The organism is Providencia sp. Me31A (assembly GCF_050487165.1).
In the GTDB taxonomy this organism is placed as follows: Bacteria; Pseudomonadota; Gammaproteobacteria; order Enterobacterales; family Enterobacteriaceae; genus Providencia.
On record NZ_JBKQGZ010000018.1, the window covers coordinates 84974 to 111404 of the forward strand.

General features: G+C 35.7%; 23 protein-coding genes and 4 pseudogenes. 19 read left to right on the forward strand and 8 right to left on the reverse strand.

Translation table 11 applies throughout. The features are described 5' to 3' along the window. The first annotated feature begins 2 nt into the window (after nt 1-2). The 13 genes from istB (at nt 3) to ACLPIE_RS15660 (ending at nt 11645) form a co-directional block, all read left to right on the forward strand. On the forward strand, nt 3-728 hold the full coding sequence (istB, locus tag ACLPIE_RS15600) for an IS21-like element helper ATPase IstB (protein WP_335674347.1): 726 nt from the start codon (nt 3-5) through the stop codon (nt 726-728). An 849-nt stretch (nt 729-1577) separates the two neighbouring features. Further along, nucleotides 1578-1847, forward strand: a complete 270-nt coding sequence (locus ACLPIE_RS15605; RefSeq protein ID WP_283126861.1) for a helix-turn-helix domain-containing protein — start codon at nt 1578-1580, stop codon at nt 1845-1847. A gap of 208 nt (nt 1848-2055) precedes the next feature. Next, complete coding sequence (locus tag ACLPIE_RS15610) at nt 2056-2613, forward strand: fimbrial protein (RefSeq protein ID WP_283126860.1); 558 nt, start codon at nt 2056-2058, stop codon at nt 2611-2613. A gap of 149 nt (nt 2614-2762) precedes the next feature. Beyond that, the gene (locus ACLPIE_RS15615) at nt 2763-3194 is read left to right on the forward strand and encodes a fimbrial protein (RefSeq protein WP_430262635.1); all 432 of its coding nucleotides are present in this window, start codon (nt 2763-2765) and stop codon (nt 3192-3194) included. Nucleotides 3195-3248: 54 nt separating this feature from the next. After that, the gene (locus tag ACLPIE_RS15620; protein WP_430262636.1) at nt 3249-5792 is read left to right on the forward strand and encodes an outer membrane usher protein; all 2544 of its coding nucleotides are present in this window, start codon (nt 3249-3251) and stop codon (nt 5790-5792) included. 66 nt (nt 5793-5858) lie between these two features. After that, nucleotides 5859-6599, forward strand: coding sequence for a fimbria/pilus periplasmic chaperone (locus tag ACLPIE_RS15625; protein WP_283126761.1), 741 nt, complete (start codon nt 5859-5861; stop codon nt 6597-6599). 43 nt (nt 6600-6642) lie between these two features. Next, nucleotides 6643-7266 (forward strand): fimbrial protein, encoded by a 624-nt coding sequence (locus tag ACLPIE_RS15630; RefSeq protein ID WP_283126762.1) that lies wholly within the window; start codon nt 6643-6645, stop codon nt 7264-7266. A 40-nt stretch (nt 7267-7306) separates the two neighbouring features. Continuing rightward, on the forward strand, nt 7307-7822 hold the full coding sequence (locus ACLPIE_RS15635) for a fimbrial protein (RefSeq protein WP_249890942.1): 516 nt from the start codon (nt 7307-7309) through the stop codon (nt 7820-7822). 42 nt (nt 7823-7864) lie between these two features. Continuing rightward, nucleotides 7865-8419 carry a fimbrial protein gene (locus tag ACLPIE_RS15640; RefSeq protein WP_249890943.1) on the forward strand — a complete coding sequence of 185 codons (555 nt, stop codon included), beginning with the start codon at nt 7865-7867 and terminating at the stop codon, nt 8417-8419. A gap of 167 nt (nt 8420-8586) precedes the next feature. Continuing rightward, the gene (locus tag ACLPIE_RS15645) at nt 8587-9138 is read left to right on the forward strand and encodes a fimbrial protein (RefSeq protein ID WP_249890944.1); all 552 of its coding nucleotides are present in this window, start codon (nt 8587-8589) and stop codon (nt 9136-9138) included. Nucleotides 9139-9146: 8 nt separating this feature from the next. Next, nucleotides 9147-9680, forward strand: a complete 534-nt coding sequence (locus ACLPIE_RS15650; protein ID WP_249890945.1) for a fimbrial protein — start codon at nt 9147-9149, stop codon at nt 9678-9680. Nucleotides 9681-9735: 55 nt separating this feature from the next. Further along, complete coding sequence (locus tag ACLPIE_RS15655; RefSeq protein WP_430262638.1) at nt 9736-10287, forward strand: fimbrial protein; 552 nt, start codon at nt 9736-9738, stop codon at nt 10285-10287. A gap of 386 nt (nt 10288-10673) precedes the next feature. Next, complete coding sequence (locus tag ACLPIE_RS15660; protein ID WP_430262640.1) at nt 10674-11645, forward strand: MrpH family fimbial adhesin; 972 nt, start codon at nt 10674-10676, stop codon at nt 11643-11645. A gap of 155 nt (nt 11646-11800) precedes the next feature. On the opposite strand, the pseudogene tnpC reads toward ACLPIE_RS15660, so the two are convergent. Further along, nucleotides 11801-12391 (reverse strand): annotated as a pseudogene (gene tnpC / locus ACLPIE_RS15665) (IS66 family transposase); the annotation flags it as partial. Nucleotides 12392-12457: 66 nt separating this feature from the next. On the opposite strand from tnpC, the gene ACLPIE_RS15670 reads away from it, so the two are divergent. After that, a protein-coding gene (locus tag ACLPIE_RS15670) for an IS3 family transposase (protein WP_420492224.1) occupies nt 12458-13566 on the forward strand; the annotation gives its coding sequence in 2 pieces (ribosomal slippage) (nt 12458-12710 and nt 12710-13566; 1110 coding nt in all). A 150-nt stretch (nt 13567-13716) separates the two neighbouring features. Here the strand turns inward: ACLPIE_RS15670 and ACLPIE_RS15675 are convergent. Then, a complete protein-coding gene (locus ACLPIE_RS15675) occupies nt 13717-14004 on the reverse strand; it encodes a transposase (RefSeq protein WP_249890948.1) in 288 nt (95 codons plus the stop codon). A 464-nt stretch (nt 14005-14468) separates the two neighbouring features. On the opposite strand from ACLPIE_RS15675, the gene fumC reads away from it, so the two are divergent. After that, nucleotides 14469-15914: a class II fumarate hydratase gene (gene fumC, locus ACLPIE_RS15680; protein ID WP_249890949.1), complete on the forward strand. Its 1446-nt coding sequence runs from the start codon at nt 14469-14471 to the stop codon at nt 15912-15914. A gap of 35 nt (nt 15915-15949) precedes the next feature. After that, nucleotides 15950-17743 (forward strand): NAD-dependent malic enzyme, encoded by a 1794-nt coding sequence (locus ACLPIE_RS15685; protein ID WP_249890950.1) that lies wholly within the window; start codon nt 15950-15952, stop codon nt 17741-17743. A gap of 145 nt (nt 17744-17888) precedes the next feature. On the opposite strand, the pseudogene ACLPIE_RS15690 reads toward ACLPIE_RS15685, so the two are convergent. The 5 genes and pseudogenes from ACLPIE_RS15690 to ACLPIE_RS15710 form a co-directional block, all read right to left on the reverse strand. Continuing rightward, nucleotides 17889-18161, reverse strand: a pseudogene (locus ACLPIE_RS15690) (helix-turn-helix domain-containing protein); the annotation flags it as partial. Nucleotides 18162-18227: 66 nt separating this feature from the next. Next, on the reverse strand, nt 18228-19391 hold the full coding sequence (locus ACLPIE_RS15695; protein ID WP_249890952.1) for a DUF1120 domain-containing protein: 1164 nt from the start codon (nt 19389-19391) through the stop codon (nt 18228-18230). Nucleotide 19392: 1 nt separating this feature from the next. Beyond that, nucleotides 19393-21768, reverse strand: a complete 2376-nt coding sequence (locus ACLPIE_RS15700; RefSeq protein WP_249890953.1) for a fimbria/pilus outer membrane usher protein — start codon at nt 21766-21768, stop codon at nt 19393-19395. Further along, nucleotides 21761-22468: a fimbria/pilus chaperone family protein gene (locus ACLPIE_RS15705; protein ID WP_249890954.1), complete on the reverse strand. Its 708-nt coding sequence runs from the start codon at nt 22466-22468 to the stop codon at nt 21761-21763. Before ACLPIE_RS15705 ends, ACLPIE_RS15700 begins: the two co-directional genes overlap by 8 nt. Nucleotides 22469-22527: 59 nt before the next feature. Further along, entirely contained in the window at nt 22528-23295 is a 768-nt protein-coding gene (locus tag ACLPIE_RS15710; protein ID WP_249890955.1) for a DUF1120 domain-containing protein, read from the reverse strand. Nucleotides 23296-23688: 393 nt separating this feature from the next. On the opposite strand from ACLPIE_RS15710, the gene ACLPIE_RS22570 reads away from it, so the two are divergent. From ACLPIE_RS22570 to ACLPIE_RS15725, 3 genes and pseudogenes are all read left to right on the forward strand, one after another. Beyond that, a complete protein-coding gene (locus ACLPIE_RS22570; RefSeq protein WP_419181757.1) occupies nt 23689-23835 on the forward strand; it encodes an IS1-like element transposase in 147 nt (48 codons plus the stop codon). A 215-nt stretch (nt 23836-24050) separates the two neighbouring features. Continuing rightward, nucleotides 24051-25290, forward strand: a pseudogene (locus ACLPIE_RS15720) (IS3 family transposase). Between the two features lie 225 nt (nt 25291-25515). After that, a pseudogene (locus ACLPIE_RS15725) lies at nt 25516-25736 on the forward strand (hypothetical protein); the annotation flags it as partial. Between the two features lie 362 nt (nt 25737-26098). Here ACLPIE_RS15725 and ACLPIE_RS15730 read toward each other — a convergent pair. Then, complete coding sequence (locus tag ACLPIE_RS15730) at nt 26099-26389, reverse strand: helix-turn-helix domain-containing protein (RefSeq protein ID WP_430262642.1); 291 nt, start codon at nt 26387-26389, stop codon at nt 26099-26101. Nucleotides 26390-26431 lie beyond the last annotated feature (42 nt).

Here is a 26431-nt window from a genome sequence, read left to right on the forward strand (position 1 = left end):
CCATGGAAAGACAAGATTATATTGATGCACTAAAAACACTCAAGCTCGGTACGATGGCTGAGGCTTTTGATGAAATCGTGATTGATGGTGTTAGGCGAAAAAGACCCACATTGGACATTATAGAAAAATTACTCAATGCAGAAATCACTCAACGCCAAATCAATCAAATAGAAGCCCGAGTAAAACGCGCTTGTTTTACTCAACAACGCCATTTCAGTGATTTTAATTTTGACCACAGCCCACTTGAACAAGCCCACCTCAATTTATTGATGGCAGGTGACTATGTGAAACAAAAAAAGAACATTCTCTTTGTTGGTGGTCCAGGGACAGGAAAAACTCACCTTGCTACAGCGCTAGGGTTTCATGCTGCAACTCAAGGGTATAAAGTTCGATTCTGGAATGTTCTCGAATTAGTAAACCAACTGGAATTAGACAGTGATGGTAAGAACTATAAACCAACCCCTCAAATGCAGAAACACGATATCGTCATTCTCGATGAGTTAGGTTATTTACCTTTTAGTCAACAAGGAGGCACACTGCTATTTCACTTTATCAGTCAATTACATGAACAAACCAGTTTAATCATTACGACTAACCTAGAATTCTCTGAATGGGCAAAATTATTCACCGATACAAAAATGACAAACGCACTATTAGACAGATTAGTCCACCATTGCCATATTCTAGAAACAGGTAATGAATCATATCATTTTAAACACCGAGATTGACGATATATTTAGGTTTTAGGTGGAGTATTTTTCAATGATCATTGTGGTGGGTTTTTTGAAGATCATTGACAATCATATTGAAATAATAGTTTTTCAGGTCTGGGAATATACATAGCGCAGAGTATAAAAGAGGAGAAGGGAGCTGCCTTGAAATAGAGAGGCGCTGCCACGATGCTCACGCCAAAGGCGTATTTATATTCATACATAATGATTATGTTTGAAAACAGCTTATCACTATAATGTTAACGGTATGTGAGGCATGGTCGAAATAGTAATATTTTGTAATATTCAATTAAATTAGTGAAAGTATGTAATAATTAATTTTTAAAGCGATAATATTTAAAGTACAGTTATAAAGTTAATTCCTTCTAAAATAATTCACATTATTAGTACGAGTTGCCAGACATAATATACGTTAATTGTTTCACTAATAATATTATTTGTAACTAAATGAAAATAAATACTGGGTAATTATATTTAAAACCCTACTTATTTTATGGTTTCATAAAATATATTAATATTTAAAATTGGATTATGTGTATGAAAAATAAAGTAAATAAGCATAATTCAGTGAGCGTTATTGATGTTTTGATTTATCCTGCCTATTGTTCTTTATTTATTGATAGATTGTTTTTATTTTACTCCATTAGAGTTTAAATCTATTATTACTCTTATTCAGGGTGTAATGAAATTTTAGACATGAAAAAGTACGTAATAAAAGGATATATTATTCATAAAATGGACTGTTAACTCTTTATTGGTGTTTTAACTCATTATACAGGTTTTTGCTTTATTTAGTAATTTTATTTTAAATCTCAAGCTAAGAGTTAGTAAAAGTTAGGAGTTGTTATGAGTGATATTAATGAAATTTTAATACAGAAAAAAATTGGATTTTTTATAAAAAAAGCAAGGGTAAATAAATCATTAACAGGACATCAGTTAGGTAAGTTAATAAATGTTAGTCAGCAGCAAGTTTCACGCTACGAGAATGGAGTTACATCCATTGATGTGAATCGATTAAATCTAATTTTAAAAACACTAGATAAAACCTGGGATGAATTTTTATGTGATGTCATTAAAAGTGAGAATTCACTTGATGGATGTCGTATCCTTAATTAACTAGATTAACTTAGATTATTAATGATGTTTTTTTGTTTTTAACTTATTTTTTTTCCAATTACTACTGAAATCCTAATTTCAGGGTAATTGGCTGTAATTGGAAAATAAATTAGGGCGAAAATAGGATAATTCTTCTCTATTTTATTTAAGTCATCTCGGCTCAATTGAGCGAGAGTATTATTATATAAATATATTAAAGGTTTGTAATATGAAAAAAGTAATTCTTGCAACTCTGGTATGTGGTGTAGCTATGAGTTCATCCGTATTTGCCGCAGATGCTGGGAAAGGACAAGTTAAGTTTACTGGCTCAATCATCACTGCTCCATGTTCAATTGCCCCTGGTGATGAAAGCCAAGAAGTGCCATTAGGTCAAATATCTAATGTAACTCTTGAAAATGGCGGTATGTCTTCAGCTCAACCTTTCAATATTAGATTAGAAGGCTGTACCCTAAATGCGACATACAAAGTAACTGAGAATGGTCAGGAAGTAGAGAAAACTTATAAAAATACTGTTGACGTAACATTTACTGGCACTGAGTGGAATGACACTGGTTTAATCACAATTACAGGTACTGGTGCTGGTGCAGGTGTTAAATTGATGAATGATTCAGGTAACGCTATCAAAATTAATGAGGCTGCAAATCAAAATTTTGTTGCTGGTGATAATACATTGAATTTCAAAGCAGCCCTACAAGGTGTTCAAGGTACAGTTGTAACTCCAGGCGCATTTTCTGCAGTAACTAACTTTGTTTTAACATACAACTAATAAGTTATTGGTGAGGTGGGGAAAGAGTTATCTCTTTCCCTCCTGTTATGTATAAGGAATATGGCATGAGGCTTGTGTTTCAAATATTGGGGTTATATTTAAGTATATCAATATCAGCGGTAAGCGCTGAACTTAAAGGGATCCTTACCATGAATGGTAGTATCTTAGAAACCCCTTGCGCCATTGCGATGGAATCAATCGATCAAAGTATTGATTTAGGCGTGGAGCCAATAAGTGTTTTGAAACAATTTGGGCAGGGAACGCGCCATCCTTTTAGCATAAAGGTTATAGATTGTAGAATATCATCACTATCTGGTGAACCTTGGAATACATTTTCAATAACATTCGCTGGCCCTTCAGAAAATAATAATTTCTTAGTTTTTGGCGATGTATCAGGTATAGCGCTCAGATTAGAAGATGAAAAAGGTCAAAGGGTAACACCCAATCATCCTATATCCCTTGGAAGTATATCTCAGGGAGATAGATTACTTAATTATGGGTTACGTATGGTAAGTGATCACTCGACGTTTATTCCTGGGAACTTTCAAAGTACTCTCAGTTTTAAACTAGATTACAACTGATAATAAAAATAAAACCATTGCTATTTGGCAAGTTGTTTTGAACAAGGATTTTTTATGTCTTTTAATTCTATTACGCGTTGGCGTTATTGTTCTTTGCATATACTTATAGCTGCTGCATTTTATAGCAGTGTTACTCCGTATGTATTTGCAAAAGATATCGTATTTAATATGGATGTATTAGATATTGAAGACAAAGAAAATATTAATTTAGAGCAATTTTCTCGAGCCGGACATATTATGCCCGGGACTTATACTTTAGAAGTTAAAGTTAATCAATATAGCATAGGTGAATATTCTGTTCCGTTTATTGAAGATAAAGAAAGTGAAACTGGAAGTAGTGTATGCGTATCACCAGATATAGTAGAGTTAATCGGCTTTAATTCTTCCTCTATTAAAGACTTAAAATGGTCAAGTTTAGAAAGTAAAGATAAATGTTGGGATCCTTCAACTTTACCTGGAGTTACACTTACTGGTGATTTAGCAACATCATCTTTATTGATTAATATACCACAAGCTTATTTAGAATATAGTTCTCCAGATTGGGATCCTCCTTCTAGGTGGGATAATGGAGTTAATGCATTCCTGTTCGATTATAACTTAAATGGTAGTATAATGGACACGAAAAAAGTCAACCAAAAAACCTATACTTTATCCGGAAATGGGGTTGCTGGTATTAATTTAGGTGCTTGGCGTTTTCGTGGTGATTGGCAAGCTGAATCTACTCATATTGCGGGAGAAAATAGTCAATCAAATACCGATATGACATGGAATCGTTTTTATGCATATCGTGCTTTAACTGCTTTAAAAGCTAAATTAACTTTAGGCGAAGATTATTTCGATTCAGGAGTTTTTGATTCATTTCGATTTATTGGGGCTGCAATTCGTACTGATTTAAATATGGTTCCTCCAAATCTAAGGGGATACGCTCCAGAAATCACAGGTACGGCAAGAACAAATGCTACCGTGACAGTTCGTCAGCAAGGTCGTGTTATTTATGAAGCTCAAGTCCCGCAAGGTCCTTTTCGCATTCAAGATCTTTCAGATGCTCTTAGTGGAACGCTAAATGTAACTGTCGCAGAGCAAGATGGAACAACGCAAGAATTTAATGTTGATACTGCTAACTTACCATTCTTAACTCGCCCAGGGCAAGTTCAATATAAACTTGCGGTAGGACAGCCAACTGATTATGAACGGCATAGTCAGGGGGAAAATTTTGCTTCAGGTGAATTTTCATGGGGGGTAGCAAATGGATGGTCATTATTTGGTGGTTTATTAGGTACCCAGCGTTATCAAGCATTATCTGCTGGCTTAGGTAGAGATTTGTTAGCATTAGGTGCATTATCTTTTGATATAACTCAATCTCGATCTAAACTACCAAACCAGTCAACTTTAAGTGGCGGCTCATATCGATTAAGTTATTCGAAAAATTTTGAAGAATATAACAGTCAGATAGCGTTTGCAGGATATCGCTTCTCTGAGAGAGATTTCATGAGTTTGAATGATTTTTTAGAGTCTAAAAAATCTGGAATTCATTTAGGTGGTAGCAAAGAGCTGTATACTCTGTCATTTAATAAAAATTTCGTAGATGCTGGTTTATCTCTATATTTAAGTTATAACCACCAAACATATTGGGATAGGCCTGAAAATAACTATTATAATTTAATGTTATCAAAATATTTTGATTTGGGTGATTTTAAGAATATAAGTGCTTCTTTATCTTTAAACCGCCAAGTTAATCAGGGAGTTAATGATGATAGTGCTTATCTTTCTTTATCTATTCCTTGGAGTCGTCGTAGTAGTGTAAGTTATGCCATGGATGTCAGAGATAAGCGTAGAGGCGGTATAAATAATAGGGCATCTTATTATAATAGCCCTACAGATAGATTTTCCTACCAAATAAGCGCAGGAGAGAATAGAAGAGGAGCATCAACCAGTGGATTCGTTTCTTATCAAGGAGATGATGTATTCCTCTCTGGTAATGCTAGTTATATAACTAGTGATTATCAAGCTGTAGGTTTTTCTGCTAATGGTGGGATAACATTAACCCCTGATGGCGGTGCTTTACATCGTGGGGGAGAATTAGGTGGTACGAGATTACTTGTTGATACTGATGGTGCGGCTAATGTACCAATTCTAGGTGTTGGGGCTCCTGTTAAATCAAACCGTTTTGGTAAAGCAGTAATAACCAATGTGAATAGTTACTATCGTAATATTGCTCAAGTAGATTTAAATAATCTACCAGATAACGTTGATGCGGAGCAGTCAGTAGTTCAAGCAACTTTAACTGAAGGGGCAGTTGGATACCGTAAATTCAATATATTGTCTGGCGCGAAAGCAATGGTTGTGATTCGCTTACAAAATGGTAATTTCCCTCCTTTTGGTGCACAGGTGAAAAATTCTGAAGGTAAGAACACTGGTATTGTTGCTGATAATGGAAATACCTATTTAAGTGGTATTGTCCCTATGGGAAAAATGACGGTATCCTGGGGTGAGGAAGGAGCTTGCAGTATTTCTTTTCCTCAAAAATTACCAAACTTAGAGCAATCAATATTATTACCATGTGAAAATATTCCTTCAGAGACAACTAAAAAAATGTAGTAACACGGTATATAGTCTATTTTAGAGTTGAATAATTAACTGATTAAAAAATAAAAGGTACTTGAGATGAAATTGACAACAATACAGCGAACAGGACTAGTTATATCGGGTGTTTTTATAACCCATTTGGCAACTGCTGGTATCACGATGGATCGTACCCGAGTTATTTTTGAAGGAGATAAAAAATCTATCACTCTAAATATTGGGAATAATAATAAAGAATTACCTTACTTAGCTCAAGGGTGGCTTGAAAACGATAAAGGACAAAAGGTTAGTAGCCCATTAGTTGTTCTCCCTCCAGTACAACGCATAGAAGCTGGAAAATCTAGCCAAATAAAAATTGAAGCATTACCAGCGGTTAATACATTGCCCCAAGATAGGGAAACTTTATTTTATTTTAATTTACGAGAAATTCCGCCTAAAAGCGAAAAATCAAATGTATTACAAGTGGCTTTACAAACAAGAGTAAAACTATTTTATCGCCCTAAAGCGATAATTCCTGGGGAACAAAGTTCTCCATGGCAAGAGAAAATAACAATTGATAAAAGTGCTCAAATGGCAATGGTGAAAAACCCTACACCATTTTATGTAACAATTATTAATGCTCATTCGTTGACGTATCAAACAAAGAATAATGATTTTTCACCAGTCATGGTATCTCCATTTGGGCAAGCTAGTTTAGGCATTACTAGCGCAAAATTAGGTGATAAGCCTTCTCTGATTTATATCAATGATTATGGTGGCCGCCCTGAATTGGAATTTAGCTGTAAAGCTAATGTTTGTAATGTGACTAAAACAAAACCTTAACTGTAGGATGCCAGGAGAGTACGCGGTGGTTAAAGGAAAATCAATGAATACGACCATGTTATGTATATGGTTACTGGGAAGTTGTATAACTATAGGCCTAAGTGTACCTGCAACTGCTGCTCAAAAGTTACTGGGATCTGAGGCTAAAGCTATAGACTACAATAATGTGGATGGGCAACACGGAATTTTGCGTGTGAAAGGTGCGTTAACAGATAGTCCCTGCCGATTACAGATGGAGAGTACTGATCAGACGATTAATTTAGGAATTGTTGGTCTTGGTGATTTGCCTAATATTGGGGCAGTAGGACAAGGTGCAACTTTACGTATTGGTTTAACGGGGTGTTTGGCTGTACAAAATGCCCAATGGGATCGCCAAATAGGATTGTTGCCTTGGAGTGTTAATCAGCCGGGAGTTAATATTCGATTTACAGGAGCGGATACAGATTCTAGCGGCCAATATCTTCAATTACGTGGAGGTACTGGATTAGGTGTAGTGATAAAAGACATTCATGGTAATCCATTGAAATTAGGTAGATTTACATCACCGCAGTTATTACCAGTAGGCCAGACTGAGTTGACTTATACTGTTGCTCCAATCCGTTTACAGCACATGGTTTCACCAGGCGAGTTCTATGGTGTTATGGGGTTTCAATTGAGTTATGACTAATTATTTTACCAAAAGAATGAATCAATTTAAGGGGGATACGATGCATAGAGGACTACTTAAAATTGCTTTTACTGTCGTTAGTTGCCTATTTACATCATCTACATTAGCAGCAGATTCAGTTACAGTTAATATTAAAGGTAATTTAATTTTAAATCCACCATGTGAGATTTCAGGCGTCGGTAATGGCCCAATTGAGGTGGATTTTAAAGATATGGTAATTAGAACGATTACCGGTACTAATTTTCCACAGCCTGTGCCATATACGCTAAAGTGTGATGCTGATGGCGCTACAAACGTTGCTCTTAGATTTAAGGGGGACGGTGCTAAATTCAATACTGACGTACTTGGGACAAGTAATGATGATTTAGGTATACGATTTGCTACTGTATCAGGTAGTAGCCCGACCTTCTTTGCTTTGAATACAGATATTCGATTTACAAATAGCCAGCGTCCAACGATAAGAGCTTATCCATTATTAAATCCTGGCGTTGCGGTTAAGAGTATCAAAGGAGGTGCATTTATAAGCACTGTTACATTGGAAGCTAGTTACCCATAAGCTTTATACTGCTTTGGCTAATTTTAACCAAATAGTGAGTTAATGATGAGAACCATTAAATTTAAAAAAATGGGTATTTGTGGAGGAATTCTCTTTAGTATCGCATTTTCGGTTATGGCAAATAATGGCGCGAATGTCAATCTTAAAGGAAATTTGATTCTTAATCCTCCTTGTGATTTTACCTCTACAACAGGAGCTGACATTATTAATGTGGACTTTAAAGATATTATAATCCGCAAAATGGAAACTAAAGCTGCTAATGTAAATGCAACTACAGCAATGTATCAAACTCTCTTACCATTAAAATTAGACTGTGGCGATACCGAAAATGGTACAGCACTGAGAGTAAGAATACAGGGTACCACTTCAGGTTTTAATTCGGAGTTTTTAGGTACCGATAATGACGATGTTGGGATCCAGTTTATTAATTTAGGGCGAGGAACGTTTATTCCCAATAATACCACTAACCGGCGAGCTCGTATTTTAGTCGGTGATACTATTTCTTTTTATGTTGTACCGATCCGTAATGCGGGGGCTTCGGTAATAAAAACGGGTCCATTTAATGCCACAGCAACGTTAATTGCTGAGTATGAGTGACTAATCTTAGTTAAAAATTGAAGTTAATAGCTAGTGAACATAAATAAAATTCAAATAGGATGACAGCTTGTTATCTTATTAATGATAAAAATCAAGTTTTATCATTATTTCATAGTGTTATATGATTAAGGTTATTTTATCAAAAGCCTGAAAATGAGGTGGCTAGGATGAAAAAATGCATAAAAAAACAATATATGCCCTTCATTAGTGCAGTGATAATTAGTGTAATGGCATTTTTTATTAATGTTGGAACGTCAATAGCGAGTAATGATGTTAAAATTAATATGACAGGTAATTTATTAGATTTTCCACCATGCGATGTATATAGCAGTGATGGTGTTGGCTCGCCAATCCATATTCATTTTAATGAAATAGGTATACAACGAATTGATGGGAATCGATTTAAACAAAACTGGATATTAAAAGTATCATGTGATGGTACCCTAGGAGCAAATGTTCCTATTGAATTGAAATATAATGGAGAAGATAGTGGGTTTGATACCCAAGCTCTAGTAACTGATAAACCTGGATTAGGTATACGGCTATATCGTTCTGATAATGGTAGTGTTGTTGAGTTAAATAAGCCATATACTTTAGTCATGTCTAAAGGTGGAAAACTAGATATCCCCTTATACTCTGTTCCTGTTAAAGGTGGTAAATCTGTATTATCTGCTGGTCAATTTACAGCATCTGCGACATTAGAACTAAATTACCCGTAAGGTGGCATATGATAAAAATAAATCTAGTTACAATAGCGGCTTGTTGTTTTTTAGCGAGTAGTTTAACTTGGGGTAATAATACAACTTCAGTTAATTATGATGGTACTCTAGTTAATCTGGCTTGCGTTATTGATGATGAGACTCCTATTGAAGTTAATATGGGCTCCATAATCGATAAACAAATCTATTTACATGGTCACTCAGTTAATAAAAAATTTAATTTAATCTTAAAAGATTGTGATCCTATGTTAGCTAATTCTATAGTAATAACACTTAATGGTAGTTCAGGAAATGTTACGCCTGATGGATACCTAAAATTTGATACAGGTAGTGAAGCAAAAGGTGCTGTGATAGGAATTGCGGATGATAAATTATCTCGTGTTCAGATTGGTAAGGAATTGTCACCTAGACTAACAGAATCAGGAACAATGAGTGTTCCTTTATATGCTTTCGTTCAAGGAACTCCTGAAGCTATACAAAATAATTCTATTACACTTGGTCAATTTACTGCGACATTATTTTACACTATCAATTTTGAATAAATCATATAGTGTTAGATAAATATTCCCAGCGATATGATTCACAATAGGTAGATAAATGAATAAATATGAAGGTATCGTAAAAATGGAGAGAGCATTAAAGCAATTCATCGGTGGAATTTGCATATTTTTTTTGGTTTCTCCAACTCAGGCTGTAGAGATTTCACCTGGTAGCAGGGGGACTTTGCCTCTTACTGTTAGTGTCACTGTGCAAGCCGTTACTTGTGATATTAGTGGTTCAGATAATAAGGATGATATAACTGTTGACTTTAAAACTATAACAAAGAAAGGAATTGATAATGGCGATTATGAATTGTCTGTTCCAATAAAAATTACGTGTAGTAATAATACACCATCGTTAAGTTTGCAATTAACAGGCACACCAGCGAATTTTAATAAAACATTATTAAAAGCTAATGAAATTTCAGCGTTAGGTTTTGAGTTTTATATCAATGACCAAAAATGGGCATTGAATAGTACATCTCCTAATTTCACACTAACTTCAATCCCGTTGATAACGGTTAAACCTAAGCTAAGTGAGTACGCTACAAACTTAAATGGTGGAGAATTTACTAGTGCTTCTGCTAGCTTGATATTAAATTATGAATAAAGTATTTTTTTATAAAAATAACTAAAGAGATTATCTTTTCTATAATGTTAATTTTTATGTTTTATTTACTATTATGTTAAGTTACAGATGAATGCCAAATATTAAAATTATGAGTAATAAGTATAACAACAAAAATAGTTCATTTTGGAGGATTCAGACATATAGTAACGTATTCTTTCATTCTACTCATGGTTGGAGAGATTAATATCGTTTTACCATTATATGGTATATAGTGGATTGAATCGGATTTAGTATTGATGAATAAATGACTGCGTAGTAATTTAGCTGCTTATGGAGAGACGATATGGTGAAAAAATTCAATAAAATTAAAATAGTAAAATATTGGACACCAGTAGACAGTCATAATCCTTCTTGGATATATTTATATGCTGATTTTATTGAAAAATCAGGTGAAAGTAAGGAATATTATTATTATGTTTAATTATGCCAAATATTTTTTGATTTTTGTGAGCTTAATTTTTTTTGTATCAAATGCAAACTCTGAAAATTTAAAACCAGTAGTGACAAGTTCAGTGTTAAGAGTAGCTCCAGATTCTCCTGATAAGGTAATTCACACAATTTCTTGGTCTTCATTTAGTATTTCTGATGAAGAGGCGAATCGTATAATTTATTGTCCAGCAATTATTTCTAATCTTTGCGGATGGGGATTTGTTTATAGGCAAACTTATATCCCAACAGGAAGAACTGCTACATGGGGATTTAGAGGCGGATATAATGGAATGGGGATTAATTCACTCTATACAGTAGGATTTAGAGATGGGCAAACACTTGGACAAGCATATAGGGATTTTATCGCGACATTTGGTGCGAGTGGCACAGCTGCAATGATAAGGAATCATAATGACAGACTCGGTAAGGATTATCGTTACGCTGGCTGTTTTGCTCTTTTAAATTCGCGAGATAATACTCTATTCGACCCGCCTAATAACCTGGAATGTTTAGACACTCCAATTGACCCCATACCTATGTCATGTCAGATCACTGGCCCAACAGGTGGTGATACAGTAAATCTTGACCATGGAATAGTCAGTACTGGTCGATTGAATGGTAATCAAGCCTCAGCGAAGATAGGTGTTAAATGTACCGAAAATGCATCTGTCTCATTCAGTTTTACTGAGACAACATTACAATTGGGGACAAACTTATCATCAACCCTTTCGTTAAAACGAAATGGTATGGATATACCTATCAGTGATTCACCAGGAAGTAATAATAGTCAAAAAATAGATAAAAATATATTAACTTATATTGATGTTATTTCTACATTATCTGCAGCAGGAACGATTGCCCCCGATCGTTATACAGGAAGCTCCACATTAGTTGTAACATTAAACTAACACTCTCTATTTTAGTCCAAACCAAAAAAATTAAGAAGGCAATATGTCTTCTTAATTTTTGTAGATAAGCGTAAGCGACTCATTTAGACCGTCTATCTGTATTCCTCCAGTTAGTGGAAAGTAAGCGCCCCATGATCCCACGGAGCGCTTTAGTTTTAATGTAAGAAGTTCCAGGGAAGAAGTGAGTTGATATCTGGCTCTGACTTTGCCAGCTCTTTCATACATCTCACCAGGTAATCGTAGAGGATTAGCCCGTTAGCTTTTGCTGTCTCGATGATGCTGTACAGCAGCGCACTGGCATCGGCACCATGTGCATTATTAGCAAAAAGCCAGTTTTTTCTGCCAATGACCAACGATTTGATGGCGCGTTCCGCACGGTTGTTGTCGATAGATAAATGCCCATCTTCAACATAGCGTATCAACTTAGGCCACTGACCCAAGGTGTATTTGATGGCTTTACCAAGCGGACTCGATTCGATGACTTTCTGTGAGGTTAACCAGTCATAAAGTTCATAGAGCATCGGTTTGGCTTTCGATTGCCTCTCAGACCAACGTTCTTCTACCGAAGCGTATTTTAATCGAGATTCAAGGGCGTACAACTTTTGGATTTTCGCTAATGCCACGTCGACTTTACCCGATTTACCTTTACCCTGAAGCTTCTTCGCCTCCATGAACTTACGACGTGCATGCGCGAAGCAACCCACATTGCTCACTCGCGTTAATCCATCATAAGCACCGTAGCCATTGTCCACTTCCCCTAAAATAAGACAGCTATAATTAGATTTTCTGCCCTAAAATTTGCAGAGGTCATGATGAAAAAAGCTCGTTTTACTGAAACTCAAATCGTTAATATTTTAAAACTCGCTGATTCTGGTATGAAAGTGGAAGATATTTGCCGCCAAAATGGGATCAGCAACGCCACTTATTATAATTGGAAATCAAAGTATGGTGGCATGGAAGCGAATGATGTTAAACGATTAAAAGAGCTTGAAGATGAAAATGCGAAACTGAAAAAGCTCTTTGCGGAAGTTAGCCTTGAAAACCACGCGATGAAGGAGCTTTTCGCAAAAAAGGGTTGGTAGTGGCTGAAAAGAGATCCTGTGCTCAATCATTAAAAGAGGCAGGCTTATCAGTCATTAAGGCTTGTAAGCTAACGTCGTTGTCACGAGCCACGTTTTACCATCAGCAAATAGATTGGCGTAAAAAAGACCAAGTAGTGATCGATGCCATACAATCTGTGTTAGCGAAATCACCACAATCGGGATTCTGGAAATGCTATTTCCGACTGAGATTTCAAGGCTATCCTTTTAATCATAAACGAGTTTATCGCGTTTATTGTCGATTAGGATTGAACCTGAAACGGCGGGTTAAAAAAGTGCTTCCGAAGCGTGAAAAAAGACCATTAGTGATAGAAAAAGTCCCGAATATTCAATGGGCATTGGATTTTATGCACGACAGTTTATATTGCGGTAATCGCTTCAGAACTCTCAACATTATTGATGAAGGAACGCGTGAATGCTTGGCGATTGAGGTTGATACGTCATTACCGGCTGAACGCGTCATCAGGGTGCTTGAACGTTTAAAAGCCGAAAGAGGGTTACCGAAACAGATCCGAGTCGATAATGGCCCTGAACTCATTTCAGTTAACTTATTGAATTATTGTGAAGATAACCAAATTTTACTGTGCCATATTCAACCGGGAAAACCGCAGCAAAATGGGTTTATCGAACGTTTTAATGGTTCGTTCCGTCGAGAGTTTTTAAATGCGTATTTATTTGAATCATTAAGCCAAGTGCGAGAATTAGCGTGGTTTTGGCTGCAAGATTATAACCAAAATCGAACCCATGAAAGTTTAAATCACCTCCCACCGGAGGCCTATCGTCAACAGTTAGAAAACTCTAATTTAACGTGTCTCAATTAAAGGGGAGTGGACACAGGCTAAGTTGTTCTGCGGTGATCAATTTTGCTGGGCGTTTAAGCCAAGAATAGTAGGCAGAACGACTTATTTTCATTAACTTGCAGAGCTTCAGCACGGGAAACTGTGAAGATAATTGCTTAATCGTTTTAAACGCTACTTGGTTTCCTTTAGCAGGAGGGCGCTGGCTTTTTTTAGGATCTCTTTCTCCATCCTAAGTTCTTTATTTTCTTTTCGAAGCCTTAATAGCTCAGCTCTCTCATCGGCATTCAAGCGGCTACCGGATTGTTCAGCGTCGAATTTTGCTTTCCAGTTATAAAGTAATTTATCGGTGATCCCTAATGAAGCTGCCGCTTTTGGGACGCTATAACCTTGTTCGGTGACTAATGCGACCGCTTCTTGCTTAAACTCAGTAGTATAAAACTTGTTTGTTCGTTTTTTCATTTAACACCTCAATAATTGGATTATATTCCATTATTAAAGTGTCCTGTTTGATTAAAGCAGATCATTGCGCATAGCGATCTCCTCAGGATACATATCAGTATGGATGAAGATCTCTGAAAGTGAATGGGACTTTTTTCCGGGATACTTACAATTTAAGCTATCAACATGAATTTTATTTGATTTTAGTAAAATAAAATCAAATATATCATTTATTTTTGACATCTTTTTTTAAAATTAAACTATATGTGATTAATTAATGTCGATATTTGACTATCTATATTTGACTTTAATTATAATTTATCTTTGACATTTTGATTTTTTGATTTAATTTATGATAATGTATTTCATAAATTTATTTTTAATAATTCTATTTCATTTTTTTAAATGCTAAATATCTATAAATATGTAAATATCCATAAATATGATTGTCTTTTTTATAAATTTAATCATTATAGGAGTATTTCATGGAATACAAGCTTAATAAGAATATCCCTATAGGAACTAATGCTACTGGACTACGAGAAGAATTCGATAGTATGGGAAAAGTAAATGTTCCCGCAGATCGCTATTGGGGTGCCCAAACACAACGCTCATTACAACATTTTAATATCGGTAATGACCTCATGCCAAAAGAGGTTTACCACGCCTACGGCTATGTAAAGAAAGCTTGTGCGTTAGTTAACTTTGCTGCTGGCAGATTACCCGATTGGAAAAAAGATGCCATTGTTATGGCTGCTGATGAGACTATCAGTGGTCAGCTTGATGACCATTATCCTCTCTATGTATGGCAAACAGGCTCTGGTACGCAATCAAATATGAATGTCAATGAGGTACTTTCTAATCGAGCAATCCAATTATTAGGCGGTACATTAGGAACTCAATCACCTATAGGTCCTAATGATGATGTGAATATGGGGCAATCGTCAAATGACTCATTCCCAACTGCAATGCATATCGCTGCAATTTTTGCGATTGATGAACAGTTAATTCCAAGCATTGAAAGTTTAATTCAAGTTATTGAAAAAAAAGCTGACTCATGGATGGCCGTGGTTAAAATTGGTCGCACACACTTAGAAGATGCAGTTCCCCTCACCGTTGGCCAAGAGTGGCATGGATGGGCAGGTCAGCTCAAAGACGCGTTGGAAGACATTAAACGCAGTAAATTAGACCTGTATAAACTTGCGATAGGTGGTACCGCGGTAGGTACGGGTTTAAACGCACCAAAAGGCTTTTCAAAAGATGTTGCTGAAAAAATTGCAGAATTAACACAAAAACCATTTGTTACAGCACCAAATAAATTTACTGCTCAAGGCTCTTTAGATGCATTAGTACGTGCTCATGCGGCTATTCGAGGACTTGCGGTTGCATTGATTAAAATAGCCAATGACATGCGTTGGCTAGCCTCCGGTCCTCGTTGTGGCTTAAGCGAATTGATTTTACCAGCAAATGAACCAGGTTCTTCAATCATGCCAGGTAAGGTGAATCCAACACAGTGTGAAGCGATTGTCATGATTGGTATTCAAGTGATGGGAAATGACTCTGCAATATCTATTTCTGGTAGCCAAGGTAATTTTGAATTAAATGCAATGCGCCCTGTAATTATTAATAATTTATTACACTCGATTCGCATCATCTCTGATGGCTGCCATAAATTCAGAGAGTATTCTGTTGAAGGCACTGAATTAAATAACACCAAAATTACTGAGTACGTCAATAATAGCGTGATGCTAGTCACTGCTCTCTCTCCAATTATCGGATATCAAAATGCAGCTCATATCGCAGAAAATGCGATTGCAAAAAACATCACATTAAAAGAATCAGCTATTTCTTCAGGAAAAATAAGCGAAGAGGACTTTAACAAATACGTCAATCCTATTGATATGACAGGTAATGGTTTATCTGGTGCTTAATTTATTTTTAAATAATCCAATTATGAGGTTTTTATATGTATAACCGCCAAGCTGAAATCGTTGTTGAGAATAACATTCGAAAAATAAAAACTACAGCAAGAGGATATCAAGTATTACGAGATCCATCCTTAAATAAAGGAACCGCGTTTACTGAAGAAGAAAGAAAAGCACTGGACTTAAACGGTATTCTTCCTCCTGTTATTACAGAAGATATGGAAGTGCAATTAGACCGCTCTTATCGCGCTTATCGCGAATGTCGTACAGACCTCGATAAACACATCTATATGTGGCGACTTCACGACAATAATGTCACATTATTCTACGCTTTATTACAGCGCCATATGTTAGAAATGTTACCTGTCGTATATGACCCTGTTGTTGGTGAAGCCATTGAAAAATATAGCGAAGTGATAACACGTCCAAGAGGTTTATTCTTAAGCATCAATGAGCCCGAATTAATTGAAGAGAAATTACGTGCATTTGGTGCAGAAGGCAATGACATCCGACTGATTGTAACAACCGATGCAGAAGAAATTTTAGGTATTGGTGACTGGGGATCAAACGGTATCGATATTTCTGTTGGTAAATTAGCGGTATACACCGTTGCTGCCGGTGTTGATCCACACAGCGTCATTCCTGTTGTTCTGGATGTTGGTACAAACAATGAAAAACTATTAAACGACCCTTCATACGTTGGTAATAGACATGAACGTATTCAAGGCAAAGTATATGACGATTTTGTTGATGCCTACGTTAAAGCCGCAAGAAAACTTTTCCCAAATGCCGTCTTACACTGGGAAGATTTCGGTTCAACCAATGCACGCCGCATACTCGATAAATACCGTGCACAATTTGCCACTTTCAACGATGATGTACAAGGTACAGGAGCGATCGTACTTGCAGGTCTATTAAACGCCGTTAAATTGAGCAAAACATCGTGGACTGAGCAACGTGTTGTTGTATTTGGTGCAGGAACAGCAGGTTGTGGGATCGCTGACCAGATCCGTGACCAAATGATCCGCAGCGGACTTACGCGTGAAGAAGCAATTTCACGTATTTGGCTCGTTGATCTGCCAGGTCTGCTAACATCAGACATGACAGATGACTTACTGTACTTCCAAAAAGACTACGTTAAAGATATCCAAAGCGTAAGCAACTATCAAAGAAAAGTTGTTGATGTTTCTGTGGAAGCACAAACACGCTGGCCTGCAATGGCGAACATTCTGGCCAAAAACAATAAATCTAAAGGGATCATTGACCTTGCCTCTGTCATTGAGCAAGTAAAACCCACCATCTTAATTGGTACATCTACCCAACCAGGCGCATTTACCGAAAGCATCGTGCGTAACATGGCAAGTAATGTTGAACATCCAATTATTTTCCCTTTATCGAATCCGACATTATTACACGAAGCAACACCACAACATTTAATCGAATGGACTGATGGTCGCGTATTTGTTGCAACAGGCGCCCCTTTTGATGATGTCATTTATAAAGATGTTTGCTATAAGATTGGTCAAGCAAACAACGCAGCATTATATCCAGGGCTAGGCTTTGGGGCTATTGTATCGCAAGCTGAAAAAATTACTGACGAAATGATTTTCTCTGCGGTACAAGCGGTCGCAAGTCAAGCAACTCTAGGAGCGCAAGGCGCATCATTATTGCCATCTAACGAAGATTTGCGTATTACATCCAGTATCGTGGCATTAGAAGTGATGAGAATGGCAAAATCTCAAGGCGTGGCAAAAGTGGAGCCAACGCTTTCAGAAGTGGAAGTTGTTAGAACTGCAGCATGGTGGCCAGTATACTTACCGGTAGAAGCTATTTAATTATTTAAATAATCATATTGATACTCTAAGGTTTCCTCAATGTTACTTAAAAAAGACTAAGTAGCATTAATAAAATAAAACCTGACATCTTTAAATTAGATGTCGGGTTTTATTTTACTAAGGTTATTGATAATGAAATTATTTTCACACCTTGAGGACCAAAATGGCAAGTCGTACGCAGATAAATAACCGGCTCTTCGATGTATTTTGCAACTCTTTTGGTTGGATTTTCAGGGCAGGGTTTATTGTTGATTAATCCTTTCTCGCCATCTCGTTCATAAGCTCTTTTCCAAGTATAAAAAGTTTCTCTACTGCTCCCAAAATGACGACAAGTTTTAGCAATATTTTTGCTCTCACGGGCATGATTTAAGATTTTTGTTTTATGTGCAATATCTCGTTTAGCTTTAATGTTCATTATATCTGACCTCCGGCGACAATTAGGAAAAACTAATTGTCAACCGAAGTCCAGACTTTCATAGTGTCTTTATAAATAACATAATTCAATGATAGAGCGTCCCTTGAATTTAATTCCTTTATTAACATTGAGCAAATAGGCTTTATTAATAAAGGCTTGGACTTTTATTATACCTTTTATATTGGAAAAAAGAACAGGTTGTAAGCTCCCTAATTTAGCCCAAGATGTAATTTTATTGGAGGAATTATTTGGTAATAGATCCCCATTTGTATGTTGCCAAACTACATAAGGATCTCCACAAGAAGAATTACCTGAGATTGGCTGTACTTTTTCAGCCTTATTATTATCGATATATAAAGAATTTAAGTCTAACGCTACGGCATAACCACCAATAGGAATACCTTCTTGAGTATTACCTAGCCCCCCGGCCATCATAGAGTGGCTCAATAACTGAACAGGAGGGAGGCCATAACCGTTAATGCCTTCTTGTTTATTTGGAGCTAGTGACGGTTTCATTTGATTAGAAACTTGGATAGCTATGGCCGTTTTTCCTGAATCACATTGTACAGTAAAGTTAATGTTTTTTTCAGGTAATATTGTATAAGAATAGTCATTTAGCTCATATCTATTTATAACACCATAATCAATGGAGGTCGAATCAACAATAAGATTACATGCGGTGGTCATTTCTGAATAGCTAATAGCTAAACTTGTAGTTCCACCTAGCGTTTGTAAAGGTATTTGGCTTCTAACAATAACACCTTTTTTACTCAATGAATTAATTTTTAAATCAACAACTAAATTGAAGGAAAATACTTTTCCTTTTTTATCCTGAGCGGGTTGAATACGTATGTTGGGGTGAACTTTAATATCACTTTGTGATGAGTTGATTCTATTTGAACTATTTAATTCAATAGCATCTAATAAAATAGGTTTCCCATCGAGCATTGCATTATTTATATTTAAAATAGCTTCAGATGTATTATTTGAAAATGTATTACTACTTTTAGAAAACTCAAGGTATGGAGTAATTTCTTCACTACATTCTATTACTACTGGAACAATTCGGGTTCCTGCATATACTGCGCCATCTTGTTTTTTTGTATTAAAATCAGCCAAGGTATCATAGTTAATCTCATTAGCTCCCAAGCGGATGTTACATGTTCCGTGGCTATCCGATGCGAATGCACTAAAAGATAGGAAAGTAAGTAGTCCTGCAATTAATTTTATCATTCTAAATCCTTTGGTCAGTCACAAAACAAATGGGATTTATTATTGTAAATAGCTCAGTTTTTGAAATGCTAATATCTTCGCTAAGATCAATAGTACATTTTTTATTATCATCTATTTCAACAAAGTAATTAGTCGGTAGGGATAAATTATCAATAATAATTCGTCCAGCATTGTCAGTTATTGTCAGTAAATTACCCATTTTATCATATACTCTTAAATTTTTTGAGAGTTTTTTCCCATTAAAAGATGGGATCAAAATAGCGCGGTTAACTTTATTAACGTAGAAATTAACTAAGGGAACACTTCCACTGGCAGGTTGAAATTCTATGATCCCATAAGGCGCATTCATATTTTTAGGTAATTTTTGATAGTCTATCTTGGCATAATTAGTTCTATAACTATCTATGCTAGGGATTACCGCGTAACCTTTACTATTCGTCATCACGGTTCCTGATGACGATTGTATTGGAATATTTTCCTGATTTTCCGTTTTTGCTATAGCAAACGTGTTCGATATTCGTTTTGATGAAAAAATGAGTTCATTGTCAAAATAAACCATCCCGCCTGATAGTGCCCCATAGTAACTGTTGGTATTATTACCTTTACTAACATTGCCCGAAAGTAAAGTCACTGGGGTCGTATAATTAACATTTAATGAGGCGCTTTGATTGCTAGGATAAGTATTTTTAATTGTACTAACAGAATAACTTAAGTAATCATTATTATGATTACTATATCTTGTTCCGTAACTTTTATTATCGCCGTAATGATTCATCCAACTTGATACGTTTTGCCTATTTCCTAACGAAATATCTACATTCAAATAAATAGTATTATCATTTGTGTTGTTATATAACCTTCGCTCATAGCCTAAATAAACGTTGTATTTATCTGAAAATAAATTATTCCAAGTTGCACTATAATAATTTATTGTTCTATCACCAATAGAACGGTTCCAATTTAACGAAAACGACCCTAGATTATTGACGTGTGAGTTTGCACCAATACCATATTGAGTTTCACTACTTTTTACATTATTTGAATAAATATTTGTATCATAATTATTTAATGTTTCATTAAAGTCTTTATATTCTTTGCTCCGATATAACGAATTCGCCACTAAATTAGCGTTAGCAGCGATAGGGTAATTATAGCTTAATGTATAATATTCACCATATTTTTTATCTCTATCTTTAGATATGTTAGTTGTTATCGTCGCTAAGGATAAATTCGGAAACGAATAAGTATTACTTAACCCTAGTCCTTGATAATCTTTTGATGCAAGTCCTCCGACAAAAATCAGCATATCAGGACGTAAATTAAATCCTTTGCTTATATTCATAACATAGGGTTTTTTATCTACATTATTTTGATTAACCTTACCAAAACCAAAATTTATATCTTTATTCATATTATTTGTGGCTAATATAAATGAGCTGACAGGGACAATAAATGTATTTTTTTTATTACTTTGATTTATTACTGTTACAGATAAATCTAATCTATTATTTAATAGCGGTAGGTTTTCCAATGTATAAGGTCCTTCCGGTACCGTTGTTGTATATATTAAAATCCCCGCCTGCCTGACTTCAATAATAGAGCGTTCATATGCGATGCCACTGACAATTCCACCGTCTTGAGATGAGTTATCTAATGCCAATTCAGGAGATAACTGAAAACCAATAACTTGCCCAGAGCTAAAAAATGAATTAGGTAAACTAATCTGACCTATCTGCAAGTTTTTTTTCAAGGATTCTAGTGTTTTTTCTGCATATAAGGTTTGATGATCGAAACTTGTTTTACCATTAAAATGGGTATATGTTTGATCGCTTCGTACAATCCAATTATATATATTGAACCCTACTGTGAAATTTGAATTCAAGAATGATTGAGAATGAAAATCACTTTTAGAAGAAAAATATTTTATATCATAATTGAGAACACCGGATTTTCCTGTATGGATCCAATTATCATTTTTTTTATTTCTTAACAGTGATGGTGATGCATATATATTGACCCGTAAATCACCCGGTATGAGTTCTATCTCTAAGTTATTGTACTCTTTTATTGTTGGACACGTTGATTTACTTTTGGATAGAGCAATATCTGTAGTGTCAATAAACTGAGTATTAAGACAAAGCTCTCCTTTAACATTAAATAAAAAAGAGCTTTGACCAATATAATTATCATTCAAGAAAACACTAACAATACTTTCACCTTGAGGAAAATGCGCCTTTTCACTGTACAACTTCGCAACATCAGTTGGTATACCTTTATGTTTTAGAACATCTTGATCGAAAATGACTTCTTCTGCGTATGAATAAGTCGCTAGAAATAGTAAAATTGTAACAATTTTAAGCTTCTTTTTTCTAATCATTTTGCTGGTTATTTATCTTTATAGTGTATTTTTGAGTGGTTGAATATCCCCACTGAGTAAACGGTTGTATCGTGACTTCATCGATTAGTGTGGGAAGGTGTTGAGTTGTCGTTAACTCTATAGATTGATTAGGCAAAATATAATTGGATGGCAAGATCCACTGAATATTTCCAGGCAAACTCACAACACTATTGCTTAACCTGACGATATAAGGACTAGGGTTGGTTGCGATTAATACGTTTTTTTCATACTTCCACTTTAACAACTCCCAAGGCGTATCATTTTCTGGTAGATTTTTAGGTTTTATAATAAGAGGAAGGTTTTGGCGAATAGTAAACTTAACCTGATCGGCATCGGGATTTGCTTGAGGTGGAATCCCTTCAAAAATAACTCTCATCAATACTTCATGTTTTAACTCTGAATTACTAGTGAGCATAAAGCGGATTAATTGTTTAGCTTTAGGCTCAACCCGGATAAGTTGCGGGGTCGCAATAATTAGATCTTGATATTCAGGATCGACATTTACTAATTCTGTTGTTAATAGGACAGGATAGTTATCTGTATTAGTCACTACTATCTCACCATCTTGACTTTTTTCATTAACAATAGCAACGGATGTTGCAGGCAGTATACCTGAAGCGAATGATAGAAGAGGGGTTAATAATGAGCCTATTAGTAATAAGTATGTTTTTATTTTCATTTTAGCGGTATCATTTAAATAAGGTAACTAAATTAATTTAACTTAGTTACCTCTAAAATTTAGATATAATTTAATTCAATTGTTGATAAGCCATTGAGTAATACTGGTTTATTTTTACCAAACTCTGCAGCTTCTTGACTTACATACGCTTGAACTTGTAAAATTCCGTCATAAATGCTGGCTTCAATAGGAGTTGTTTCATTTGCTTTTGCAAAAGACGTTTCTAAATCCATACTGTTTGAAAATAGGTTCCCACCTGAAAGCAACCACATATTGCTTATTGTATTATAATAAATATTCTGAACTTTATTGCCTGAAAGCGTGGTTAGCGTATTATTTTCGCCCAAGGAACTAATGTTCAAGCTATTAGCTTTGTAACGGACAATATATCCACCAATATTTATGCCTGTTGAGGTTTTACCTAATCCAGCCACGCCATTTGAAGCATTTCCTGCGCCAATTCCTAATAATTTAATAGGAAGAGCTGCAAATCCTCGAGAATTTTCAGTTGAACCAGCAACGGTACCTAAACGTTTACTCACGGCTGATAATTTAACGGGTGCATTAGCTGAGCAGCGAATTGTAAAACTAGCTTCTTGTATTGGTAATGCAGCAAATTTCCCGCCAAAAGCGCCGTCTTCAAATGATAATGTGTCAGGATCGATTAGGCCATAATCGATATTCCCACCACCCGCAATATCTAATTCACAAGCTGCGGGGTCAATTCGACCTGTTACGCTAATATCAATAGAGCCAACATTTATGGCTGAAGCTGTAAATGATAAAGCCATTGTAGAAGAAATAAGGAGCGGTAATAATTTTTTCATATTTGTGTCCAAGGTAATTGATTTATACTTATTATAAGTGTATTTGCGGATAAAATATAATTAAAAACCATTTTCACTTGTAAGTTAATGTTAATAAATTTATTATTCTATTAATTATAGAATAATATACTTCCTGTTTTTCGTAAAATGTATGTTCTATAATTGTATATTCCTGAGAGCTACTTAGAAAACAGAAAATATCCGGTTATGTATTCAATCTGGTGTGGAATCTGTAATATACGGTAATTTATGGTGAGTATTTATAACCTAGGTCTATGTAAGGTGCCCATTTTGTCAACGAACTCCTTCAGTGAAAAAATATGGTGTAGGGAGAACACGACATCAACGTTATTGCTGCTAAAATTGATGCTGAAGCTTCCAAGCGGATTATGAATATCGAACCGGCCAACTCCCGGTACTAAAGATAAAATTATTTATCTTACGAAGAATAATGCCAGTATTTGTGATACTGATAGAGCCCTTCATATCAGCATCAATTTGCTTGTTCGTCTGTTAAAATACTCTTGCCGAGGCGGATAACATCTTTGCCGCTTGATAATTTGCACCTTCATAGAGCGTTTATTGAAGTGATCTCCATATTGAATGCATGACCTCATTTTGTTGCGTAGAACAATCACTGATGTTGTATAGCTTAACGGTGTAGTAGACTGGCACCTTAGATCTCCAGATAGTTGGAGTCACTTAAATTAGTGATAATCTTAATACTAGTTTTTAGACTAGTTCTTGGAGATAACATGATCGATATATTAGGTCCTGAAGGCAGAAAACGACGTTCCCCACAAGAAAAAATCGCATTTTTCAGCAAAGCTTTGAGTCGGGTATGAGTGTTTCCATGGTTGCTCGCCAACATGGTGTTGCTGCAAGCCAGCTTTTCCTTTGGCGTAAGCAGTATCAAGAAGTAAGCCTGACTGAGGTGACACACAGTGACCGCAGGTGAACAAGTTGTTTCTGCCTCTGAGCTAGCCTCCGCAATAAAGCAAATTAAAGAGCTACAGCGTTTACTCGGCCAAAAAACAATGGAAAATGAACTTCTTAAAGAAGCTGTCGAGTATGACCGCAAAAAAAGCGGACTGCGCTCGCGCCCTTATTACCCAAGGATGGAAAATAAGTTTAGTGAGCCGAACGCTACGAGTGTCACGAGCGCAGTTATACGTTCTAGTAAAACGAAAAAGCGATTGTAAAGATGGACGAGGACGGTACCCTCAAGGTGATAATGATGCCCTTGCACGTATACACAATGTGATTGATAAGCTGCCAACGTATGGCTATCGCCGTGTCTGGGCAATACTTCGTCGGCAATCTGAAAATGAAGGTATCGCGATTATAAATGCCAAACGCGTTTACCGAATTATGAAGCAATCCGCATTATTATTGGAACGTAAACCTGAAATCCCAGTCTCAACGCGAGCTCATACAGGAAAAGTGTCGGTGAGTGAAAGCAACCAACGTTGGTGTTCAGATGGTTTTGAGTTCCGATGTGATAATGGCAGAGAAACTGCGCGTTACGTTCGCTTTAGACTGTTTTGATCGCGAAGCCCTTCATTGGGCAGCCAGCACGGGAGGCTTCGACAGTGAAACCGTGCAAAATGACATGTTAGGTGCAGTGGAGCATCGTTTCGGTAACGGGTTGCCTTCAAAGTCAGTTGAGTGGTTGACAGACAATGGCTCAGCGTATCGAGCCCATGAAACAAGGTGGTTCGCTAAACAAGTTGGTTTATCCCCTCTAGACATACGGCGGTGCGGAGTTCACAAAGTAATGGAATAGCAGAAAGCTTTGTAAAAATCATGAAGCGTGATTACATAAGCCTCATGTCAAAACCTAACGGATTAACGGCAGTAAAGAATCTTGCGGCAGCCTTCGAGAATTATAATGAATCGCATCCTCACAGTGCACTGAGTTATCGTTCTCCGCGAGAATATCTGCGGTGTCGAATTCATAATGAAATAAGTGATATAAAGTGTCTGGAAATATAGGGTCAAATACATGTAAATCCATGTCTACGCAAAAACTGAGTGATGATAGTGGGTATAAAATGTTTACAATTGAACTCGTTTAGTGACATGAATTTATCCTAATGAGGCAATTAATAACCTTATCATTTAGGTAATTTTTGGCGATAAGCCCCACAAATTACCTAAAGCTGGTTCGCGCATTGGGGGAACTTAAATACATTTTTTGCTTATCCTAATGATATCTGCAAAGCTATTTATAGAACTAATACTATTGAATCGCTCAACAGAGTCATTCGTTATTTAATTGAAAAAAGTAAGGTATTCCTCAACGAGGATTTGTGCAGATAGTAATTTATTTAGAGATTGAATCGGTGTCTGAAAAATGGAGTATGTCAATACAAAACTGGAAATAGGCAATCAGTCGTTTTATTATAACGTTTGGTGACCGCCTAGACGGTCACCTTTAAATGAAAGATAAATGCAAAGAATTATTTACAGGGCTGTGTTCAGCAATGAGCTCTCTATGCCCCATGTCAATGTTCATAACAAGAATCACCTGTAAATAATACATGAGAAACTTACACTAAATTATCTGCAGGTTCAACTTAAGCACAAATAACAGTAAATCAAAACATTCTTTAAACCAATCATGTAAAATAGTTATTATTGTTTTTAATTAATCTACTTTAAACAATAAATAGAGTTATATTGAATTATTAATTCATCATTCATCTATTTGATTTAAATTATGATACATATCGTATAGCCATAATGAAAAATCAATTATATTTTGTAAATCACTCGTATTTTACACATAGGCATATCATGACTATGATTTTTTTATTATCGATGAACTTACATGGTGACATAAATATTCAAAAGGCAGTTCTTCCTTATCTATAACCAATAAATCAAACAGTGTAACACCTAAAATTTCACTGATTTCAAATAAAAAATCAACTGTAATTTTGTTGACCCCTCGCTCATAACGAGACACTTGTTGTTGGCTAATGTTTAACATTCTCGCTAGTTTCTCACCTGCGATGCCTTTTTCCTTCCGAATACAATGTATTTTTTTTCCAATTAATATACTCACCGGATAGCCTTTATTCTTCATCATAATATTATATTTCACTCTTTATTGGTGTGATAATACTTAAAA

What these genes read in the sequence shown, in the direction of transcription:
- ACLPIE_RS15660 (WP_430262640.1), top strand. Translation starts at nt 10,674, where the DNA reads ATGCTGATTTTATTGAAAAATCAGGTGAAAGTAAGGAATATTATTATT.
- ACLPIE_RS15620 (WP_430262636.1), top strand. Translation starts at nt 3,249, where the DNA reads ATGTCTTTTAATTCTATTACGCGTTGGCGTTATTGTTCTTTGCATATA.
- ACLPIE_RS15605 (WP_283126861.1), top strand. Translation starts at nt 1,578, where the DNA reads ATGAGTGATATTAATGAAATTTTAATACAGAAAAAAATTGGATTTTTT.
- ACLPIE_RS15645 (WP_249890944.1), top strand. Translation starts at nt 8,587, where the DNA reads ATGAAAAAATGCATAAAAAAACAATATATGCCCTTCATTAGTGCAGTG.
- ACLPIE_RS15615 (WP_430262635.1), top strand. Translation starts at nt 2,763, where the DNA reads ATGAATGGTAGTATCTTAGAAACCCCTTGCGCCATTGCGATGGAATCA.
- fumC (WP_249890949.1), top strand. Translation starts at nt 14,469, where the DNA reads ATGGAATACAAGCTTAATAAGAATATCCCTATAGGAACTAATGCTACT.
- ACLPIE_RS15695 (WP_249890952.1), bottom strand. Translation starts at nt 19,391, where the DNA reads ATGATAAAATTAATTGCAGGACTACTTACTTTCCTATCTTTTAGTGCA.
- ACLPIE_RS15635 (WP_249890942.1), top strand. Translation starts at nt 7,307, where the DNA reads ATGCATAGAGGACTACTTAAAATTGCTTTTACTGTCGTTAGTTGCCTA.
- ACLPIE_RS15710 (WP_249890955.1), bottom strand. Translation starts at nt 23,295, where the DNA reads ATGAAAAAATTATTACCGCTCCTTATTTCTTCTACAATGGCTTTATCA.
- ACLPIE_RS15650 (WP_249890945.1), top strand. Translation starts at nt 9,147, where the DNA reads ATGATAAAAATAAATCTAGTTACAATAGCGGCTTGTTGTTTTTTAGCG.
- ACLPIE_RS15730 (WP_430262642.1), bottom strand. Translation starts at nt 26,389, where the DNA reads ATGATGAAGAATAAAGGCTATCCGGTGAGTATATTAATTGGAAAAAAA.
- ACLPIE_RS15630 (WP_283126762.1), top strand. Translation starts at nt 6,643, where the DNA reads ATGAATACGACCATGTTATGTATATGGTTACTGGGAAGTTGTATAACT.
- ACLPIE_RS15655 (WP_430262638.1), top strand. Translation starts at nt 9,736, where the DNA reads ATGAATAAATATGAAGGTATCGTAAAAATGGAGAGAGCATTAAAGCAA.
- ACLPIE_RS15610 (WP_283126860.1), top strand. Translation starts at nt 2,056, where the DNA reads ATGAAAAAAGTAATTCTTGCAACTCTGGTATGTGGTGTAGCTATGAGT.
- ACLPIE_RS15625 (WP_283126761.1), top strand. Translation starts at nt 5,859, where the DNA reads ATGAAATTGACAACAATACAGCGAACAGGACTAGTTATATCGGGTGTT.
- ACLPIE_RS15700 (WP_249890953.1), bottom strand. Translation starts at nt 21,768, where the DNA reads ATGATTAGAAAAAAGAAGCTTAAAATTGTTACAATTTTACTATTTCTA.
- ACLPIE_RS15705 (WP_249890954.1), bottom strand. Translation starts at nt 22,468, where the DNA reads ATGAAAATAAAAACATACTTATTACTAATAGGCTCATTATTAACCCCT.
- istB (WP_335674347.1), top strand. Translation starts at nt 3, where the DNA reads ATGGAAAGACAAGATTATATTGATGCACTAAAAACACTCAAGCTCGGT.
- ACLPIE_RS15640 (WP_249890943.1), top strand. Translation starts at nt 7,865, where the DNA reads ATGATGAGAACCATTAAATTTAAAAAAATGGGTATTTGTGGAGGAATT.
- ACLPIE_RS15685 (WP_249890950.1), top strand. Translation starts at nt 15,950, where the DNA reads ATGTATAACCGCCAAGCTGAAATCGTTGTTGAGAATAACATTCGAAAA.
- ACLPIE_RS15675 (WP_249890948.1), bottom strand. Translation starts at nt 14,004, where the DNA reads ATGAAAAAACGAACAAACAAGTTTTATACTACTGAGTTTAAGCAAGAA.